Annotated in this window: 18 protein-coding genes; 5 read left to right on the top strand and 13 right to left on the bottom strand. The window is 45.5% G+C overall.

What is annotated here, in order from left to right; all coding sequences use genetic code 11:
* Positions 1–41: 41 nt before the first annotated feature.
* A complete protein-coding gene (sohB, locus tag L1D60_RS07715) occupies positions 42–1,109 on the bottom strand; it encodes a protease SohB (RefSeq protein ID WP_239840564.1) in 1,068 nt (355 codons plus the stop codon).
* Positions 1,110–1,241: 132 nt separating this feature from the next.
* Here sohB and L1D60_RS07710 point away from each other — a divergent pair, with 132 nt between their 5' ends.
* Positions 1,242–1,985, top strand: a complete 744-nt coding sequence (locus tag L1D60_RS07710) for a YciK family oxidoreductase (RefSeq protein ID WP_032549496.1) — start codon at positions 1,242–1,244, stop codon at positions 1,983–1,985.
* Positions 1,986–2,059: 74 nt separating this feature from the next.
* Here L1D60_RS07710 and L1D60_RS07705 read toward each other — a convergent pair whose 3' ends face one another.
* The 7 genes from L1D60_RS07705 to hinT all read right to left on the bottom strand — a co-directional run bounded on the left by L1D60_RS07705 (position 2,060) and on the right by hinT (position 8,333).
* On the bottom strand, positions 2,060–3,349 hold the full coding sequence (locus tag L1D60_RS07705; protein WP_239840563.1) for an NAD(P)/FAD-dependent oxidoreductase: 1,290 nt from the start codon (positions 3,347–3,349) through the stop codon (positions 2,060–2,062).
* Positions 3,350–3,795: 446 nt separating this feature from the next.
* The gene (gene ycfP, locus L1D60_RS07700; protein ID WP_032549500.1) at positions 3,796–4,335 is read right to left on the bottom strand and encodes an alpha/beta hydrolase YcfP; all 540 of its coding nucleotides are present in this window, start codon (positions 4,333–4,335) and stop codon (positions 3,796–3,798) included.
* Positions 4,336–4,443: 108 nt separating this feature from the next.
* Positions 4,444–5,298, bottom strand: coding sequence for a phosphotransferase (locus tag L1D60_RS07695; RefSeq protein ID WP_239840562.1), 855 nt, complete (start codon positions 5,296–5,298; stop codon positions 4,444–4,446).
* A gap of 135 nt (positions 5,299–5,433) precedes the next feature.
* Positions 5,434–6,024 carry a penicillin-binding protein activator LpoB gene (lpoB, locus tag L1D60_RS07690; RefSeq protein WP_239840561.1) on the bottom strand — a complete coding sequence of 197 codons (591 nt, stop codon included), beginning with the start codon at positions 6,022–6,024 and terminating at the stop codon, positions 5,434–5,436.
* A 98-nt stretch (positions 6,025–6,122) separates the two neighbouring features.
* Positions 6,123–6,506 (bottom strand): YcfL family protein, encoded by a 384-nt coding sequence (locus tag L1D60_RS07685; RefSeq protein WP_239840560.1) that lies wholly within the window; start codon positions 6,504–6,506, stop codon positions 6,123–6,125.
* Positions 6,506–7,897 carry a hypothetical protein gene (locus tag L1D60_RS07680; protein ID WP_239840559.1) on the bottom strand — a complete coding sequence of 464 codons (1,392 nt, stop codon included), beginning with the start codon at positions 7,895–7,897 and terminating at the stop codon, positions 6,506–6,508. The genes L1D60_RS07685 and L1D60_RS07680 overlap by 1 nt, the downstream gene beginning before the upstream one ends.
* 85 nt (positions 7,898–7,982) lie before the next feature.
* Positions 7,983–8,333 carry a purine nucleoside phosphoramidase gene (gene hinT / locus L1D60_RS07675; protein WP_150871736.1) on the bottom strand — a complete coding sequence of 117 codons (351 nt, stop codon included), beginning with the start codon at positions 8,331–8,333 and terminating at the stop codon, positions 7,983–7,985.
* 279 nt (positions 8,334–8,612) lie between these two features.
* Between hinT and L1D60_RS07670 the strand changes: the two genes are divergently transcribed.
* Positions 8,613–10,604, top strand: a complete 1,992-nt coding sequence (locus tag L1D60_RS07670; protein ID WP_239840558.1) for a methyl-accepting chemotaxis protein — start codon at positions 8,613–8,615, stop codon at positions 10,602–10,604.
* A 182-nt stretch (positions 10,605–10,786) separates the two neighbouring features.
* Positions 10,787–11,953: a DUF1887 family protein gene (locus L1D60_RS07665; RefSeq protein ID WP_032549507.1), complete on the top strand. Its 1,167-nt coding sequence runs from the start codon at positions 10,787–10,789 to the stop codon at positions 11,951–11,953.
* Positions 11,954–12,214: 261 nt separating this feature from the next.
* Here L1D60_RS07665 and udp read toward each other — a convergent pair whose 3' ends face one another.
* The 4 genes from udp to L1D60_RS07645 all read right to left on the bottom strand — a co-directional run bounded on the left by udp (position 12,215) and on the right by L1D60_RS07645 (position 17,736).
* Positions 12,215–12,973 (bottom strand): uridine phosphorylase, encoded by a 759-nt coding sequence (gene udp, locus L1D60_RS07660; RefSeq protein WP_239840557.1) that lies wholly within the window; start codon positions 12,971–12,973, stop codon positions 12,215–12,217.
* Positions 12,974–13,271: 298 nt separating this feature from the next.
* Positions 13,272–15,596, bottom strand: coding sequence for a zinc/cadmium/mercury/lead-transporting ATPase (locus L1D60_RS07655; protein WP_239840556.1), 2,325 nt, complete (start codon positions 15,594–15,596; stop codon positions 13,272–13,274).
* A 143-nt stretch (positions 15,597–15,739) separates the two neighbouring features.
* Entirely contained in the window at positions 15,740–17,200 is a 1,461-nt protein-coding gene (locus L1D60_RS07650) for an MATE family efflux transporter (RefSeq protein ID WP_239840555.1), read from the bottom strand.
* Between the two features lie 119 nt (positions 17,201–17,319).
* Positions 17,320–17,736 (bottom strand): CBS domain-containing protein, encoded by a 417-nt coding sequence (locus L1D60_RS07645; RefSeq protein WP_239840554.1) that lies wholly within the window; start codon positions 17,734–17,736, stop codon positions 17,320–17,322.
* A 277-nt stretch (positions 17,737–18,013) separates the two neighbouring features.
* Here L1D60_RS07645 and L1D60_RS07640 point away from each other — a divergent pair, with 277 nt between their 5' ends.
* On the top strand, positions 18,014–18,250 hold the full coding sequence (locus tag L1D60_RS07640; protein WP_239840553.1) for a hypothetical protein: 237 nt from the start codon (positions 18,014–18,016) through the stop codon (positions 18,248–18,250).
* A 120-nt stretch (positions 18,251–18,370) separates the two neighbouring features.
* Here the strand turns inward: L1D60_RS07640 and L1D60_RS07635 are convergent, their stop codons facing one another.
* Entirely contained in the window at positions 18,371–19,327 is a 957-nt protein-coding gene (locus L1D60_RS07635; protein ID WP_239840552.1) for a glycosyl transferase family protein, read from the bottom strand.
* A 161-nt stretch (positions 19,328–19,488) separates the two neighbouring features.
* Here L1D60_RS07635 and L1D60_RS07630 point away from each other — a divergent pair, with 161 nt between their 5' ends.
* Positions 19,489–20,097, top strand: coding sequence for a TetR/AcrR family transcriptional regulator (locus tag L1D60_RS07630; protein ID WP_239840551.1), 609 nt, complete (start codon positions 19,489–19,491; stop codon positions 20,095–20,097).
* Positions 20,098–20,112 lie beyond the last annotated feature (15 nt).

The following is a 20,112-nucleotide window of genomic DNA, read 5'->3' as shown; positions in this document are numbered from 1 at the left end:
TTATTTTTTATACCAGAGGCTTCCTATTAAGGAACCGACACTTATACGATTGGCTTTTGACCACGCTCAATCAGCTTAAGTAAAATGTTATCTGCCGACTTACCCGCTACGCCAGCAAGCTTGTCTGAAAGCTTCTTCTTTTGAACGTAGTGGATAGCAAGAACTGTCTTCTCTTTACACGCATCAACAACGATGTCGTCAGAAGTACGGATCTCATCGACCAAGCCTAGAGCATGAGCTTGAATACCAAACCAGTGCTCACCTGTCGCCACTTTTTCTAAATCTAACTCTGGGCGGTGGTCACGAATAAAGTCTTTAAATAAGCCATGAGTCTCTTCAAGCTCCTGCTTAAACTTCTCACGCGCTTTATCGTTATTCTCACCAAACATCGTAAGTGTGCGTTTGTATTCGCCTGCCGTTAGCTGTTCAAATTCAATATCGTACTTTTTCAGTAGCTTATTAAAGTTAGGTAGCTGAGCAATAACACCGATAGAACCCACAATCGCGAAAGGCGCTGAAACAATCTTATCGGCAATGCACGCCATCATGTAACCGCCACTTGCAGCAACTTTATCAACAGAGATAGTCAAAGGAAGACCCGCTGCTTTAATGCGATCAAGTTGAGAAGACGCTAGACCATAGCCATGAACCATACCGCCACCAGACTCAAGCTTAAGCAATACTTCATCGCCCTCACGAGCCACAGCGAGTACCGCTGTTACCTCTTCACGAAGAGAAGCGACTTCTTTAGCATCGATACTGCCATTGAATTCTAAAACAAATAGGTGCGGTTCACGCTTGCTGTCTAGCTCGCCCTCTTTCGCCGCTTTCTTAACTTCTTTGCCGCGTGACTTGGTTTTCTCTTTTTCCGCTTTCTTTTCAGCTTTATCACGAGCCTTGATGAAGGCATCATCATGTAAGTGATGCTCTAGCTGCTCGATCGTCTGCTTGTGGTGATCAGATAGGTTAGTGATTTCCAGCTCACCTTTTATCGCGCTTGATTTGCCACCCACCGATTTCGCAATCACTAAAATTGCAATAATGGCGATTACAACAGTCGCAATCTTGGCTAAAAACAAGCCGTAGTCCAACAAAAATTCCAATGTCATATCCCCTAATGTACGAATTAGTGTATTGTAACCATCTTGTCACGATTACCAAGAATTTCTAATCATTCCTGCGGTTATCTGTGTGATTAAACATCAATGGAATGACGAACATAAAAAAGAAGGATAAGCACAGTGGATTACCCAATCTCTACAGATGCCCTCAAAGATAAAGTAATTTTGGTTACAGGCGCTGGAGCCGGTATTGGCCGCCAAGCTGCACTAAGTTTTGCTCAACACGGTGCGACTGTAATTTTGCTCGGCCGTAACGTGAAAAACCTTGAGTTTATTTACGACGAAATCGAAAAGGCAGGTTACCCACAACCTGCAATCATCCCGCTGGACCTTAAGGGTGCCACAAAACAGAACTACATCGACATGGCCGAGACTATCGAATCTCAGTTCGGTCGTTTAGACGGTCTCCTGCACAACGCAGGTGTACTTGGTACACTGAGCCCATTCGACCAAATCGAAGAAGACACGTTTGATGACGTAATGCAGATTAACGTGAAGGCTGAGTTCCTAATGACTCAAGCTCTGCTGCCTGTACTTAAGAAAGCGGAAGCGGGTCGTATTGTTTTCACCTCTTCAACGGTTGGCCACTCTGGCCGCGCGTTCTGGGGCTCTTACGCTATCTCAAAATTCGCGACTGAAGGCATGATGCAGATCTTAGCGGATGAAGTTGAAGGCACAGCACTGCGTGTAAACGCGATTAACCCTGGTGCGACTCAAACACGTATGCGTGCTAAAGCGTACCCAGGTGAAGATGCGAACAAGCTTAAAACACCATTGGACATTATGCCTCTGTACCTGCACTTGATGAATCCAAGTGTGACAGACGTACATGGCCAGTGCATTGATGCGCAACCTAAGCGATAATCGCCTAGCATTTTGTACAAGCATAAAAAAAGAGCTCTCAGGAGCTCTTTTTTGTCATAACCGTTTTAAGCTGATTAGTGCAGCTTCAGGTTTGGACGTAGTACGCGGTTAATACGGCCTACCAACATCATCAGTGATGTCTTAATCACGCCATGCAGCGCCATTTGGTGCATGCGGTACAGCGAGATGTAAACCACTCGAGCGATACGACCTTCAACCATCATTGAACCTTTAGTCAGGTTACCCATCAAGCTACCAACCGTTGAGAAACGGCTAAGAGAAACCAGAGAGCCTTTATCTTTGTAGATGTAAGCCTTCAGATCACGACCATTTAGTTTTGCAATGATGTTGCTGAATGCGCAGCTCGCCATTTGGTGTGCCGCTTGTGCACGTGGTGGTACAAAAGAACCATCCGCTTGCGTACATTGTGCTAAGTCACCAATAACGAAAATATCGTCATCACGCGTTGCCTGCAGCGTATCTTTTACTACCAGCTGGTTGATACGGTTTGTCTCTAGACCGCCAATATCTTTAATGAAGTCAGGAGCCTTGATGCCTGCTGCCCAAACCATGATCTGAGCTGGGATCTTCTCGCCATCTTTCGTCGTAAGACCGTCAGCGTCAGCTTGAGTCACCATAGTCGTAGTACGAACATTCACGCCAAGTTTGGTTAACTCGGAATGCGCTGCGCTTGAAATACGTGGAGGTAGCGCAGGAAGAATACGCTCACCCGCTTCAACTAGGTTCACGTTAAGCTTGCTTGAATCTAGGTCGCCAAAACCGTAGGTACGTAGCTCTTTTACCGCGTTATGCAGTTCAGCAGAAAGCTCTACACCCGTTGCACCTGCGCCAACAATCGCGATGTCTACCGTACCCTGACCGTTCTTAGCATGCAGCTTCAAGAACTCATTGTTCATCTCGGTACGGAAACGATGCGCCTGCTCAGGGCTATCTAGGAAGATACAGTTATCGCGAACACCAGGAGTATTGAAATCATTCGACGTTGAACCGATTGCCATAACTAGAATGTCATATTCCAGCTCACGGCTTGGCATCAGTAGCTCGCCACTTTCATCACGAAGTTCGCTTAGGGCGATAACCTTACGCTCACGATCGATGTCGTTAAGGCTACCCATTTGGAAATCAAAGTAGTGATTCTTTGCATGTGCACGGTAGCTTAATGCGTCGACACCTTCATCTAAAGAGCCTGTTGCTACCTCATGCAGTAACGGTTTCCAAAGGTGGCTCGCTTTGCGGTCAACCAATGTAATCGTTGCGCGTTTCTTGCGTCCTAGGGTGCGCCCTAGCTTGGTTGCTAGTTCTAAACCACCAGCACCACCGCCTACTACGATAATTTTTGTCACGATGACAGTCCTCTACAAAATAAATAAATGGGGCTCGGCTCGATTGCTCCAACCGATAAATTCTGTTTTCTACTCGGTAACCTGCGTTGTCGCAGTGGGAAGAATCGATTCGTTTCCTATCACCGAGTGTTTAGAGGGGCTAAGACTAAAGTCATCTGCTTTAGTGTGTTCACGTGGATAAAATGCACTTACCTGCGAGGCATAGCGCAAAAAATGGGCAAGTTTATGACTCGCTCTCAATTTTTTTTGATATTTATCAAAATATTTTATTACCGAACATTATATAGAGCAAAAACGTGACCGCAACTAAAATCCTTACCTTCAATGAGGTTTCGAAGAAAAATAGCTAACGTTTGCGTCATTTTCATTCACGTTACAAATAAGTTGAACACAAAAAAGCAGCGCTTGTTAGAGCACTGCTTTTGGGCTAAAAGTTTTATAGCAAGTTAAGCGTTCTTGAAGGCTTTCATCGCTTGTAAATGCTGAGAAATCTTCTTGAATTTATGGCTCTCTTTTTCATCCCAAATGATCTGATAGTAATCTTCCAGCTCCGCGGCCGTTTTACTGTTGTCATGAATTTCATCTTCACGAGACAGTACAACTAAACAACGATCTTTGTTCTTCATTCGATATTGGCTGACACACTTTGTTGCAATATCTTCGTACTCTTCTGGACGGTCAATCCTACCAACCATGTTTTTTTCTGGTCTTAGGTTCGGGTTAAAGATCACCTGCTTGATGCCACATAAGAAACCGATGCGCTCAGACCAATAACCACCTAAGCCAACACCACAGATTATCGGGTGTGGATCATCAGATTGTTCAATCACTTTGTGTACTTCTTTAAGCAAGTGCTGCATATCGTGTTTCGGATGTAGAGTACTGTAGTTAATGAAACGAACGTCATCGTCAATGAATTGCAACTGCAGTATTTTTTCGTGGTTGCCCGGGCTTGTTGAGTCGAAGCCATGTAGGTAAATAATCATTGTACCTCCCTGGTAAAATGCTGGTACGTTTTGATAAATCTAACATGAAAAATAAGGTTTTAAAGTACAGATATCTGAATTTGCATTTTTCCCATCCTAAACGTGATCCTAGCTACAGAAAGTGCAACTGAGTGCTCGTGCTTCATGCAGGTATTGTTCATCCCCCCACAACTGGTGGGCTAGCAAATACCAAAGCATCGCCATCATTTTACTGTGCGGTAGCCAAGCTTCGACACCGTCTATCCATGCTTGGGTATCGTGAATGCCTCTAAATTGACAGTATTGTTTGACGGCCTCTTCTACTGACTCATTGGAGACTGAAATAGTCAGCGTTAAATCAAGTCGAGGATCCGCTAGTGCGGCATACTCCCAATCAATAATCTTTATCTCACTATCCTGACGTACGAGGTTGTAACCACCAAGGTCAAAATGACAAAGTGTGTTTTCCATTGGAGGGAGACTAGGTGCGGAGCGCCACTTTTGGTAAATCGTTTCAAACTCTTCGCTTCTATGCTCTTTATCAAGCCTCAGCCAGTAGTGGTCAACGCGAGCGGTAAAGCAAAAAGGATGCAAAGGCAATCGTGAAGTATTCACTAAATGTACAGACACTAAAGTTCGCATTAACTGCTGAAGTGAAAGGTTATCGTGAATGGTGTCGCCTTCAACCCACTCGACCAACAAACCTTGCTTGTTGATGGTAATTGGTTGAGGTGCAATCTGCAGTTGTTCTATTGCTGAAAGCACTTGATACTCTTCATGTCGAGAGATACAGAATGCTTCTGTGATTGATGTGATCGGTCGCCAAACAAAAGCTTGTCCATCGGATGCTTCAATCTTCCAACAACGGTTAGTCAGACCACCCGTTAGCGTTTGTGCTTTAACAGGAGATACATCGAAATAGTCATCGAGTGAGCCTAAACTCACATCTAACTTTTTGGCTTCATCCCAGCTAAAAATCGCCATATTCTCTGTTCTCCCTATAAAAAAGACACCAACGTCAACCGCAGGTGTCTTTTATTGTCACTTAGTCTTGGTGTAGCGTAAAGAGCGCACATCACTCATAACGGGTATACCACATCTATCGCTACTCAGACTGAATTATAGACCCAGTAGGCTCTTAGACTTTTGCTTACGGATTTCTGTCTCGTCTGCCCACTCGATTAGACCAGACTCAAGATCCATTAAACGCATTGTCATTTTGTAGTACACGTCTTGGTCACTACCGTCTTTCTTAACGATGCTTGATAGGTTGCCGTAAAGCATGTATTGAGCGCCGACCATCTTACCGAACTGAATCGCTGAGCTCTGGTTAACAAGTTCGTCGTTGTTTTGGAAATTCAGTTGATCACGAACTGACTCTACACGATCCATATCAACGAAGCGGAACTTACCTGAGTTCAACATTTTAGTACTGATTGTGTCTGTGATTGACTCAGTATCGATATGTTCACTGGTTTTGTTCTTAATGCGCTCTACAAACACGATCGGACGCTGATCACGGGTAATGTAAGAAACCGAACCAGAAGCCATCATGCTATCAACCATTTCACCAGCAATCGTTTGAAGGTCTGTAGAACCGAAATCGATGGTCGTGGTTTCTACTGCTTGCGCATCACCATAACTTACTTTGTTTGAACAACCGCCTAGAATTACAGCCAATCCTAATAGCGCAATGACACTCTTTTTCATTTTATTTCCTCACATATCCGAGTAAGACAACGCCCTACCCATAAATTTTAGGAGCTCAGTTGAACGGTTATCATCATGTTCAACGGAACCGTTAAATATTACTGTTCCCGAAACTGCACTCTAAACTGTGTTGCTTTCGGGTTTACTGAAATCTCTGACAAGGTGATGGTTTCAAAACCACGTACAATGGCTTGCTTCCAAGGCCCTTGTTTCAAATTCACCTCTAGGCCTGCATCGTCATACCAATAAAAGCGATAGAGGATGTTCTGATCACCCTTGTATTCACTAGTCAGACGCACAAGTCCACGAGTATGACCGTCTACTTGGTCGGTTCTAACATCATCAACTAGCAGTCGACTACCTAGTACCTTGTCACCAAAAAATACGTTTTGTGTTAGGCCATCAACACGTACACCCGCTGTGTTCTCTGCACAACCGGCTAAGGCTGCTACAGCCGCTAAGCTCACTAACCACTTTTTCATTACAGCCTCCCTAGCTGCTTGTGCCACATGGTGGCGTTGTTCCCTTGACGAGAAACCCAAACCAGCGTGGTTTGCCCTTCTCGCACATCAAACTGATATGACTTGCCGCCCGCTTCTAACGTGTAGTTACCTGACGCTGCCACATAGGTGCTGCTCTTCACTTGAGCTGGCAGCGACTGCCAACTGCGAGTATCTGGTTGTTCAGTCAGCGTATTCCAAACATTGAACAACAAGTTGCCGACATCATCACCCTTCGTCGCTTCTTTACGAATTCGGTCTTTTGCGACCACTCGCAGTGCTTGACGAATCACAATACCCGGCAGGCGCTCAGATAAATCGTTCTGTGCCATGGCGTCTACATCGGTCAACAAACTGCCGTTAAGCGAAGTGCCATCGATACGAATCGATGTAAATCGTTCATTTGGCTGCTTTGAATAGTATGGCAGAGCTAGAGAATATATGGCGCCTTGGTCGCGACTGTCATAAACCGGTAAATCTAGACGCCAACTGTCCATTGCTTGTACAACGCTCTGCTCATCTAAGACGATCACTCGTCCTTCACCAGAATTAAGAGACGCTGGCATTGAGTAGCGTTTCTTTAGCTTCGCTAAATCTTCACGCATACCTAAACGCTGAGCCACCAGCATAGTGCGTTCGATTATTTGTTGGTTATCAGGCATCACCGCCAATGCGCGTCGATAATCAACGTAAGCACTGTTAAGGTCATTAGACGCCTCATAAAGCAGGCCAGACAAGAACATCAAATATGCGTTTTGCACAGATTGCAGCTTCTTACCTGCGTCTGGGTAATTCGAGAGAATACTGCCCACGTTAGCTGAAAGCCCTTGAGACCTCGCATCATTTGCTGCGCGCTGAAGTTCTGCTTCACGTTGCTTCTTGGCTTGCTCCTGAACTTGGTTAGCTCGGCGCATTTCTACCAATGCACCCTCTAAATCATTCTGTTTGAGATAATTCAATCCAAGATAAAGATGAAGAAAGCCTAACTCATAATCGGCTGGGGTATATTCGGTAATGTTGTCATTAACGGCTAATGCACCCACACTAGCAGCGCTGTCTGTCACCGACACCACGGCTTTATCTTGCTGAACTCTTACGGCTTGGTCTGCTTGCTCGAACCAAGACTTACTCTCTGCGTATTGTTGGTCTAGTAAATATACGCGGCCTTTTTCAAGGTTATCCAGAATGTCGCCTGCAGCGTAATCGGGTAGCTCTTGTTGAGCTTCTGAATAATCACCCGCTCTCAGCGCTTGATACACGCTCTGGTTTTGTGCGCTATAGTGACTAAACAAGTTCCCCGCAGACATACTTGCGCACCCGACAGTCAATGCGGACATCATCGCGACTGAAACGAACTTAACGTACTGTTTCAAAGATTTACTCCTGCCTATCTATACCAACCGATGCTTTGGACTACAGTTCACGCATAAAGTTGGTATAGAAAGTCAATTTTTTCAATTAGCTCATTAATAGTGGGCCAAGAGGGCGACCACCTACGAGGTGCATATGAATATGATAAACTTCTTGGCCACCGTGAGAGTTACAATTCACAATCAGTCGGTAACCATCTTCTGCAATGCCCTCTTCTTTAGCCAGTTTACGAGCAACCGTAAATAGGCGTCCCATCATCGCTTCATCTTCCGCTTCCACATCATTTGCAGTTGGAATCAGCTTGTTTGGGATAATCAGGATATGGCTTGGCGCGCGAGGATTAATGTCACGAAACGCGGTAACCAAATCGTCTTGGTAAAGAAGATCTGCTGGAATTTCTTTATTGATTATTTTGCTAAAAATGGTTTCTTCAGCCATGTTTTTCTCCAATAAAACATTTACTTCTAAGAGCTTTGAGTATGCGTCAAGCCACTAGAAACCTCAATCAACCTGAGCCAAAGCATAATAAAAAACAGTGTTCAAATCAAAGAAAACCCTATCAAGGGCAAAAGAATGCTATGCCGTAAATTACTGAGAGCTATTTTTGACGGGTGCGTCATAAAATGTGTGACTGGAACTCAATAGAATGCTGACACTTTTGTTACTTTGTTTTGGACCGGATTTTCGGTCTGTATTTTATTTTTAGGGAGAATGGCCATGAAAGGCTCAGTGATAAAACGCATGTACGCGGGCTTCGCACTGATCATCATCATGTTTGCAATTACGATTACAATCATGATGAGCAGCATGAATCAGATACACAGTAATTTCGAAAGCGTCTCTAAGTCTTCGCTGCCTCTCGTCACTCTCTCTAACCAAACCAGTGTGCAGTTACTCTCTGCAGATAAATCATTCAAAGATTACCTCACCACACAGAATCAAGAGCGCATGACAGAGATGCGCAGCGAGTTTGCTCAATCACAACAAGCATTCTCCTCCGTTCTTCAAGAGCTTGAGGTTGCCAGTGCGACCAACCCTGTCCTTGTAGAACGTGTTGAGCAGTTAAAACAGCTAGAAGAGCGCTACTTCTCAGAAGCAGAAGAAGCGATGAACAACTACGTCGCGATGTTTGTTGCTCAAGAGCAAGTACAGAAAGCTTCGCGCGAATTCCAACGTCTGCATTCAGAACTCACGGTTGGTATGAAGGAGTATGTTGCCGATCAGAAAAGCATCTCTGTTAAGGTAATGGCGAAAAGCTACTTCATTAAACTAAAGGATGCGGAGGTCATCACCTCTGACGCACTCGCGAGTTCAGACGTCGAGTTGGTTCAAAGCGCTGTAAACAAAAACAAGAAGGCGGTTACGCACCTCAACTACGCATACCGTGGCTTAACGACTCAACTGCCTGAGCTAAAGGGCGCTTTCGATGAGTCAGTACAGAAATTTACCAAAGATGTAGGCCAAAAAGGTGGTGTACTCGATAAACACAACAACTACCTACAAGCGAAAAAAGCGTTATACATCAACATTGCTAACTTAGCCGTCGATGTCGATAAAGCAATGGCTGTACTGGACTCGTTCAACGTGACCGCTGGTGAACAACTGGATAATTCTTTGGCTGAGGCGGGCGAAGTCTACGACCAAGGCCTGATGAAAGCCATCGCAATTGGTGTTGTGGTGACTGTATTTGCCGCAGCGATTGGTTATCACATTGCACACAGTGTGCGCGAACCTTTGACTCGCATTTTGCATGCGCTTGAAGGTCTGACTCAAGGTGATATGACCAAACGCATCGATATTCGTTACGACAACGAATTTAGCCGTGTGAGCCGCCACATCAATACGCTTGCAGATAACCTACATAATATTCTAGTCAAGCTGAATGAGGCGTCTGACGAGCTAACAGAAACGGCAAGCATCAACCAAAAAACCTCTTCAACAACACAAGCTCAACTGAGCAACCAGCGCGAACAGACTGCTAATGTGGCAACCGCAATGACAGAGATGTCACATTCGGTGCAAGAAGTGGCGAGCAGCGCGCAGAGCTCATTGACCATGGTTCAACAGGTCGAGTCAGCGTCTGAATCTGGTCGTCAAATCATGAACACCAACATCAGCACGATTAACCAGCTTGAGACACGCCTTAATGAGTCGGTTGTCGCAGTGGGTGAACTGCAACAGATGAGCAGCCAGATCGGCTCGATCCTTGATGTGATTCGTGGTATCGCAGAACAAACCAACCTACTTGCACTGAATGCTGCTATCGAAGCTGCACGTGCCGGTGAACAAGGTAGAGGCTTCGCAGTAGTCGCAGACGAGGTTCGCGTTCTAGCACAGAAAACAACGCAATCTACCTCTGAGATTGAAACCATGATCAGCAACTTACAATCAAGCTCTAAGACAGCAGGTAATGTGATTGAAAGCTGTATGAACGATATGGAGATGTCGGTTGAACAGGCTTCCAATGCCAATAGCGCGATGGAAGAGATTCAGGCGCTTATCTTAGAGATCAGCCACATGAGTACGCATATTTCTCAAGCGGCCGCAGAACAAAGTGAGACATCGAGCGACATTGCACGCAATATTGAAGACATCAACCACATTGCAGATGCAAGTTATCAAGCGATGTCGTCAATTGCTCAAGCAAGTGAAAACCTCACGATTCTTGCTAACCAACAAGGGGATTTGGTGCACCAATTCAAACTTTAGGTCCACTTTAAAGCGAATAAAGGTAAGACTTTGCTCGCACCAAATCGTTAACTGACTGAACAAGGGTAACTTTTATCAAAGGTTACCCTTGTTTTTTTAAGGCTTTGTCATTATATGAGTATTATGGCTTGCTGCTTTCCGTTACGATCCCATTTTGAGCGAGCCAATATTAAGGAATTTATATGGCTGTTCACGTTGGCATTATTGATCAAGACCCCATTAGGTTGATTACCCCTTTATTGGATAATCGAACCGTCAGTTCTCACATTGTCTTTATCGGCGATAAGACTCAAGAAGGCATGTATCTGCGTCTTCACTCTGTACTCCAAAAGCGCGACATTACGAGTGAGTTCTTTGAAATTCCTACCATCGTCAACACCTCTGTCATTAAAGAATCGATTCAAAACTTAGCCGAAGACCTCAAAGCACGTGGCCAAGAAGTCAAACTTAACGCAAGTTGTGGCCTAAGACATCGCCTGCTCTCTGTTTACGAAGTATTTCGCACTTATCACTGGCCGATTTTCGTGGTTGAACCAAACAGTGACAAACTGTGTTGGTTATACCCAAATGGTAAAGAAGACGCACAAGTTCAAGACCGCATCACCATTGATGACTACCTAACCGTGTTTGGTGCTCGCGGCGAATTTAACGACTTCGAGCTGCCACCTCAGCTGGATCAGAAACTCTACGAACTGGGTGAGCGTTGGGCTAGTAATGCCCTTGAATTGGGCCCTGGCTTAGCAACACTGAATTACCTAGCAACTACGTGTCGTAAAGAGCAAAAGCTGGATGTTGAGCTTTCTGAAAAGCAACAAGGCTATCGCGAGCTGAACATGCTGCTTACCGATCTCGTTGAAGCAAAGATTGCGACTTACCAAGACGGTATTTTAACCTTCGCTAATGAAGACGCGCGTCGTTTCTCGAATGGTGAATGGCTGGAAACTCTGGTACATAGCACGGTCAAACAGATTCAAGATGACATGCCAACCATTCAAGACCGTTCGTTGAACGTTCAGGTTTACCGCCAGCTAGGTGAACGTGAAGTTCGTAACGAACTGGATGTCGCATCGGTTGTAAATAATAAACTGCACATCATCGAGTGTAAGACCAAGGGTATGCGTGACGACGGCGACGACACCTTATACAAGTTAGAATCGCTACGTGATTTACTGGGTGGCCTTCAAGCTCGTGCAATGCTAGTGAGCTTCCGCCCACTGCGTCATAACGACATCACCCGTGCAGAAGATTTAGGTTTAGCTTTGATTGGGCCTGATGAGTTGAAAGACCTCAAAACTCACCTGACATCTTGGTTCGCTGCCGCAGGTGGTCACGAGGATTTAGAGTACTAATCTAGTAATCTACTAAGCTATTAGGCTACTAGGCTACTAGGCTACTAGGCTACTAGGCTACTAGGCTACTAGGCTACTAGGCTACTATCGGTCAAAGGTTCACCTCTCATACATTAAAGGCGCATCATGCGCCTTTTTATGTGCCTGGATTCTCACACTAACGCTGATCGACAGATACAAAAAAGCTGCACCATTAAGCGCAGCTTTTAACCATTCAAATCCCTCTATCACATGAGGATAGAGATGTTCGAATACGTTCGATTACAGCATTTTACGAGCAGCTTCTACAACCACTTTGATTGAGCGTGCTTCCGTCTCTTTCAATGTCGCGTGCTCAGGAATCTCTTTCTGTGTACGGTTGATGATAACGCCCGCTACACAACCCGCTTTCAGACCAGAACTTGCACACATTGTTAGCAGTGTTGCAGATTCCATTTCGAAGTTTAGAACGCCCATGTCTTGCCACTCTTGCATAGAGCCTTGGAAACGCTTAACAACGCGACCAGAGAACGTGTCGTAACGCTCTTGACCTGGGTAGAACGTATCACTTGATGCCGTTACACCAGTATGAACTGTTGCACCAGACTCTTCTACTGCCGCTTTCATTGCCGTTGCAATTTCGAAGTCAGCTACCGCAGGGAACTCCATTGGAGCAAAGTGTAGGCTTGCACCGTCTAGACGAACAGAACCTGTTGTTACAATCATGTCACCCACGTTTACGTGTGGTTGGATTGCACCAGTTGTACCAACACGTAGGAAAGTACGTACACCAAGTTGCGCTAGCTCTTCTACAGCGATGGATGTAGATGGACCACCAATACCAGTAGAACAAACAACCACAGGCTTACCATCTAGCTCAGCGCGGTACAGTGTGTACTCACGGTGGCTTGCTAGAAATACTGGGTTTTCCATTTCATCAGCAATTTTTTGTACACGTGCTGGATCACCTGGGATGATCGCTAGTGTCGCACCTTGAAGATCAGCTTCAGTAATACCTAAGTGGAAAACAGCTTGAGACATAGTTTGCTCCTTGTGGCTTATTGAGTGTTCATCACCCTTATCTAAGCGCATTATAAGTTTGTGGGGTACGTGTTTACTCTAACCAAGCTATTTACAAAATGAAGTGACAAGCGTCACACCTATCCACGCAACATACATGCAGGTTTCACGAAAAACCGATTGGCATCACACTTTTACCGTAATCGACCAGCTTCGTTGCATAATAATGACGAAAAAAACGCCTCTAGTTCATAAAACGCAAATCAGACGATATGCGCTTAATAACCCAGAGGCGTTCTGTAACTAATACGACGCTATCTTAGTCAGCTTTTGACTTAAATCTTAATAGTCTTAGAGCATTGAGCGTCACCAGTGCCGTTGCCCCGCTATCAGCAAGTACCGCTACCCATAAGCCAGTAATGCCAAACAGGCTCGTCACCAAGAAAACGCCTTTTAAGCCCAACGCTAATGCCACGTTCTGACGAATGTTTCTCATGGTCGCTTGTGATAACTCAATCATCGCTGGCAGTTCAGTCAAACGGTTGTGAGTGAGCGCTGAGTCGGCAGTTTCAAGCGCGACGTCGGTACCTCCGCCCATTGCAATACCAACATTCGCGGTTTTCATTGCGGGAGCATCATTAATGCCATCCCCCACCATAGCAACGTGAGAACGACGAGTGAGCTCTTCAACGTAACTCACTTTATCCGCTGGTAATAAGCTTGCCTTGTATTGCATGCCAACGACTGAGCTGATTGCCTCTGCGCTACGAGGATTGTCGCCTGTTAGCATTATCGACTCGACGCCCAATAGGGTTAATCGTTCAACTGCCGCCTTCGCATCGCTGCGCAGCGTATCCTGCCAAGCAATCAAACCAATCACTGTTTGAGACTGTTCTACGGCAACCACGACTGTTTTGCCTTGCATCTCAAGTGAAGCGACTTGTTGTTGCACTGAAGAATCAAGTGCAAACGTCACTTTCGATGGTGAAAGCACTTGATAAGTAAGCCCATCGACATCACCTTCAACACCACTACCGATAAGAGCGCGCTTGTTCTCAGACTCAGGAATAGCAATTCCCATGTCTTTCACTTTATTAACAAGAGACAGTGCTAATGGATGACTTGACCCTATTTCAATCGCTCCCACTACACGCAATAGCTGTTGCTCTTGCCAACCTTGCAACGGCATCACATCAGTAACTTGCGGCTTACCTTCAGTTAGGGTTCCAGTTTTATCAAACGCGATAGTCTCAACTTTACCCAACTGTTCTAATGCCGCACCGCCTTTAATCAATGCACCACGTTTTGCCGCAGCCGCCAAGCCAGAGGTAATTGCAGCCGGTGTCGAGATAACAAGCGCGCACGGACATGCAATCAGCAATAGCGCGAGGCCGCGATAAACCCAAGTTTCCCAAGGCTGAGCAAACAAGCTCGGTGGAATCACGATCACCATCAATGCGACAAACATCATTAACGGCGTATACCAACGGCTGAACTTATCTAAAAATCGTTCTAACGGCGCTTTGCGTGACTCAGCTTCTTCAATCAAGTGAAGAATTCGGTCTATCGCATTCTCACCTTGTTTTGAGGTGATTGTGATACGAACGACTTTATCAACCACCACAGCGCCCGCCATAATAGCGTTGCCTTTGATGTGTTCGACAGGCACGGATTCACCAGTGAGTGCACTCTCATCAAAGCTAGCGGCGTAAGTAATCAGTTGGCCATCTGCTGGCAGTCGAGCACCAGGAGAGACTTCAATAACATCACCAGGTTTCAGTTCCGTCACTGCAACTTCAACACGTTCGCCATCAATAATTTGAGTGGCATTCTCAGGCACCAACGCCATCAATGCTTGCACACCGCTGCGTGCTCGAGAGGAAGCAAAGGCCTCTAAACGTTCGCCAATTAAGAACAACAGTAGAACCATGGCCGCTTCTACTGTTTCACCCAGATACAGAGCACCTAATGCAGCAACACTCATCAAGGTTTCAATAGCAAACGGAGTACCAGAGCGAGCAAGCTTCACCGCTTGTTTAGCGACAGGGTAAAGCCCTAGTAAACAAGTGACAATGAACAATCGCTCGCTTAAAACAGGACTGAAATCTTTGATTAGAGCGGCGAACAACATCGCTGCTGCTATCGCAATAATTTGGAGGTTTGGCTGAATGTGAGATTGCCAGAAAGTGGCCGGCTCTTGTTTTTTCCTAGCTCCGACTTCACTCAAGCTGAAGCCCGTTTTTTGAACGGCTGTTTCAATGGTTTCAGTGAGTTCAACTTGATCGTATTTTACGACCAATTTTTCTGTCGCAAACAGTACCTTGGCTTCAGCAACACCGGGAATAGCTGATACGGCTTTTTCTACTTTTCGCGCGCAGGCTGGGCAATCCATACCTGAGACGAGCCAACTTTTAGTGAGCTTACTTTGAAGTTCGACAACTGAGGACAGCCGGTCCTCTTCTCCACTGTCTGAACCACAACAACTCTCTCCACCTGCCGAAGACTCAGTCGTTGCACAGCACGAAGATGAGGGCGTAGAGGCAGCAGTAATACTGGTAATTTTGGGGCTACCGCAGCTTGAAGCCGCTGGTTGATTTTGAATATCCACTTTGGTTGAGCGGCACGCGGCATGTTTTGCACACATAATAAATTCTCCTTAATACTCGACTGCTGAAGGGGTTGCCTAGTTGAGATAGTCCAAATACCCCCTCAGTTCACCTGAAGTATAAACCTTGGAGCCGTCTCCAAGGTCAAGGAGAAGTTGCAATTAAATAGGAAGAAAACTCACTAAGTTTTGGCGTCGTTGAGCTCTTCTCTATTTGCTGAAACATCGTCGATCAATACCGCGTCATGTGAACAGAATGGCTGCGTGTTCAGACTGACGATTGACACATCCTCTTGCTCAACCTCGACTTCAGAGCCTTTCATCAACTCTGCTATATGGAAGCGCAATACGAGTATGCCGAGCACACCAAACAAGACATTACCTAATGCTTGGCCATAAAGAACACCAAGGGCACCAAACCAGTGTGAACCAAGATAAACGAACGGCAAGGTTCCAAGTGTGGCTTTACCCAGATTTAGAGCGGTAGAGTAAAGAGGCTTACCCAAATTGTTGAACGAAGTATTAGCAACAAACAGCGCACCATTAAAGGTAAAAGTGATGGCAACATAGCTACAGAAAGCGGCAACAATGATTGCGGCATCGCCTTGTAGGCTAAACATCAAAATCACAAAGTCCTGTAAGAAGTAAAGCAAGATACAAACCGCTAACGTGTATGCCGTTGTCACTAATAAAGAGTTATTTAGCGTTTCTTTAACTCTATCCATGCGCTCAGCACCAAAATTCTGCCCAATAATAGGACCGACAGCGCCCGATAACGCAAAAATCACCGCGAAACAAACCGGAGTTAGACGACCAATCACCGCAAACCCAGCGACAAAGTCTTCACCGTATTGCGCGATGCCCGTTGTCACGATCGCATTGCCTATTGGCGTCGCGGTATTGGTGATAATGGCTGGCAAGGCAATCGCAAGAATTGGGCGTAGATTGAAGCGCCAATGAGCAATTGATGGCTTCGCGACTAAGTCGTGGCTACGAATAAGCGGATAAAGAGAGAAATAAAGCACGGTGAAACGAGCAATAACCGAGGCTAAAGCTGCCCCTTCAATGTTCCAACCGAACCCAAAGATAAATAGCGGGTCAAGAATCGCGTTGACGATACCACCCGACAATGTCGCCCACATCGAGCGCTTAGCATCTCCGGCAGCTCTAAGCCCAGCACCAGCAGCCATCGCCAGAGCTAAAAATGGGCCACTAGGAAGCAGAATCTGCAAATACGCTTGCGCTCTTTCTGCCGCCAACCCCTGTGCACCTATCGCACTCAACAACTCAGGGATATGAACATACATTGTCGCCGTTACGACCGAACTGATCACAAAAGCCGTCATCATAATGCTGACACTCAGCTGTTTAGCGTGGTCTCGGTCTTTAGCTCCAATGGCTTTAGAAACCAATGCTCCCATTGCAATCGAGGTACCGATTGAAACTGAGGTTGAAAAGAACGTTAATGTCCCAGCAAAACCAACAGCCGCGGCCAACTCAACCTGACCCAACATACTAATAAACAGCATATCGAGAAGATCGACCACAAACAGAGCCATCAAACCAACAGATCCAGCACCAGACATCACTAAGATATGGCGCATTGTTGAACCTTCGACAAACTTGGCCGTTTGATTTGTCATGAATCGTCTCCGTTTATGAAAAGGTAGCAGCAGTGAGAACGCTACAAACAACAAAAGGCGCCAGTGCGCCTTTTGTTAATTTAGATTAATCGGTAAGAATAATCATTTCGAACAAGGAATTATACAGGATGTTGGAAGCAATCATCTAAGTTTTTACCAATTGCTCTCAATACATCAGTACGCGTTATCATACCAACGAGTCTGTCATTATCGATGACTGGGTATGCTTTTGGCTTACCCACTTTCATTAAGTCTGCCAATTCAATAATCGAAAGTTCTGGAGATACCGACAGCACCTCAGGATGCATGCAATCACCCACCGTATGCGTGTCTTGGCAGAAGTAACTCACCTTAACCAATTTCTCTAACAAATCCTGTTCTGAAAGGAAGCCAATCACCTTCTCACTTTCATCAATCACGGGACCACCCATGTGGTGACTGCGCATTACTTTGTCTAGCGCGAGACTTAACGGCATATCAGGAGTGAACGTCACAACCTGCAGCGTCATGTAATCTTTCACTTTAATCGAATTCATCGCTTTCTCCCTAAAAACTCTTAGCCAGGTCTTATCTTGTACCTATATGTTAATTGTTGTCTAAAATCTTGATTTTACTAAATGGATTTCAACAATTTTATTGATAGGCAAAACCTAATTTCGAAGAAACGTGAGGTGGAATAAGGGCTGAAGCGCATAAAAATAGATGTAATAAACGTCAGACAACTCCTTACAAGCCATTACTTTTTGATACTTTTTTGTAATTTTAGATCCTGTAACCTTGCCCCTACATCAATTTTCAGCCAGTAAAAGACATATGCAGCACCATCAAGCCCTTTATGCTTTTGTGTACTCAGACAAAGACGGCATCGATAAAACCCTCGTGGGCCGCTTCAATGAGAAAGAGTGCCCACTGATTTCAGATTGCAGTGAAGAGATCACCCGCATGTCCTATGCAGCGGTCGAAATCGCGGCCAAGCGGGAGTTGAAGATTAAGCTCGTAAAATATCAAAAAGAGCATGAAATTGACTTTAGCCGATTCGTAAAATCTTAAGCTGACGTTTATACCAACCGAAATAACTCATTGTTCACATTCGGGTTAAAAGGCTCAATACCTTTTTCCATAAACGGCAGGTACAAAAAAGGCCAGCGCTGCTGGCCTAGTCATGAGTTGTTACTTTCGGCAATACGCTTCCCAAAGCTCAGAAGCACGCTTATACGCTTCAGGTTTATCATGAGTTTCAGCAAACAACACGGCCGTCATTGTGTCGACTACGCTGTTGGCCATCATCTCCATTTCATCTTCTGGCGTACCAAACACACAGCTATCTGGTAGCGATAGTCCTTCATGCATACTGCCCTCCCAATAAAACGACTCCACCTTCTCGGGAGAACTCAACCAAACAGTTTGGCTCACCTTAGGGTTATATTCCGACTCACCGTTCTGGCCTTTAAATGAGATGACCGAGTGCGATTTATTACCAATGACATGCTCAACTTCCGCGTGTAATTGAGGGAAGCCTGGGTGAAAACTGCCACGGACACCTAATCGACCACCACCTGGGTTAAGTGCGCGAACCACGGTATTGATTGGCGTGCGCAAACCGTAACGGTGCTTCCAACCAATCATGGTTTGAGCTTCAGGTGCAAAGTTTGCTAGAGGAAGGTAGGCAATACCCTCTTTATCCAGAATCTCTTTGGCATGCTCTGGGTTATCCGCACTTTGCACATTGACATCTTGAAGATGTGTTTCTACGTGCGTTCGACCGCTCGGTTTATCCATATAGCCGTGCATTAAAATCTTGTAGCCACTATCGGCTAAGATTCTCGCTGCTAGTAAATTCCATGGCTTACCGCTGCTTGAATCGTTGCGTTTACCGGCATAGCAAGGCCAATCAATGTCCGCGCCTAAATCCGGAACTCGAGATTGAAATGCTTTCACAAAGCCGGCAATCTCTTCGTTCGTCTCATTCTGCACGCGAATTAGCATCAGTAGCATCGCCATCTGGTCGTCTCCAACTTGACCACTCAAATACTCATCCATGATGCGATAGGCCTGTTCAAACGTAAGAGGTTTACGGCCTCTCTCTCCTCGTCCGACAGTACGAATACATTCTAAAATACTACTCATTGATGTCTAATTCTCTTCTCTCTAAATCAAAGCCTTTATCGATTCTATGCTACCCAGACAACCAAGCAAAGGGATTAAGCACAATCCCGCATACTAAAGGTAAACTAGTTAGTGTAAAATAATGGAATACCGTGCTAATTTTAGATTGAGTTGTACTTATCATGACCGTTAAAAAAACACTAAGCCAAAAGAAACGCGAAGCCATTGTTGAGGCCGCGATTGCTGAGTTTACCGAGCACGGCTACAAATCCACCAGCATGGATAAAATATCAGCAAGAGCCGAAGTGTCAAAGCGTACTGTTTATAATCACTTTGCCAGCAAAGAGCTGTTGTTGGAGGAAATTCTCGATAGTATCTGGGCGAAAACCCTAGCTGCCACTCACTTCCCTTATCAGCAAAAATTGCCATTAGCCGAGCAACTCACCACGATTGCCAATCAAGAGCTTGACCTACTTGAGTCTCAAGGGTTCATTGACCTTTCCAGAGTCCTATTTTCAGAGTATTTCCACAACAAAGAGCTCGCGGCGCAAGCAATGGACAAATACTCTCAAGCCGAAAGTGGTCTGACGGTGTGGATAAAAGCAGCATTGGCTGACGAGCGTCTAATTGAGCTTGACCCACACTTTGCCTCGACGCAATTTATCGCACTGCTTAAGTCATTCGCGTTTTGGCCGCAAATCATTGGTCATGCACCGTCTCCAGATACAACTCAACGCAATCACATTATTGAGTCGAGCGTGCAAATGTTCCTAAAACAGTACCAACGTTAGTCTCACAAACGCAGA

Origin of the sequence: Vibrio sp. Isolate30, assembly GCF_022397975.1 — a bacterium.
Lineage (GTDB): Bacteria > Pseudomonadota > Gammaproteobacteria > Enterobacterales > Vibrionaceae > Vibrio > Vibrio fortis.
Note: the sequence above shows the minus strand (reverse complement) of the source record. Positions and strands in the feature narration are given on the sequence as shown.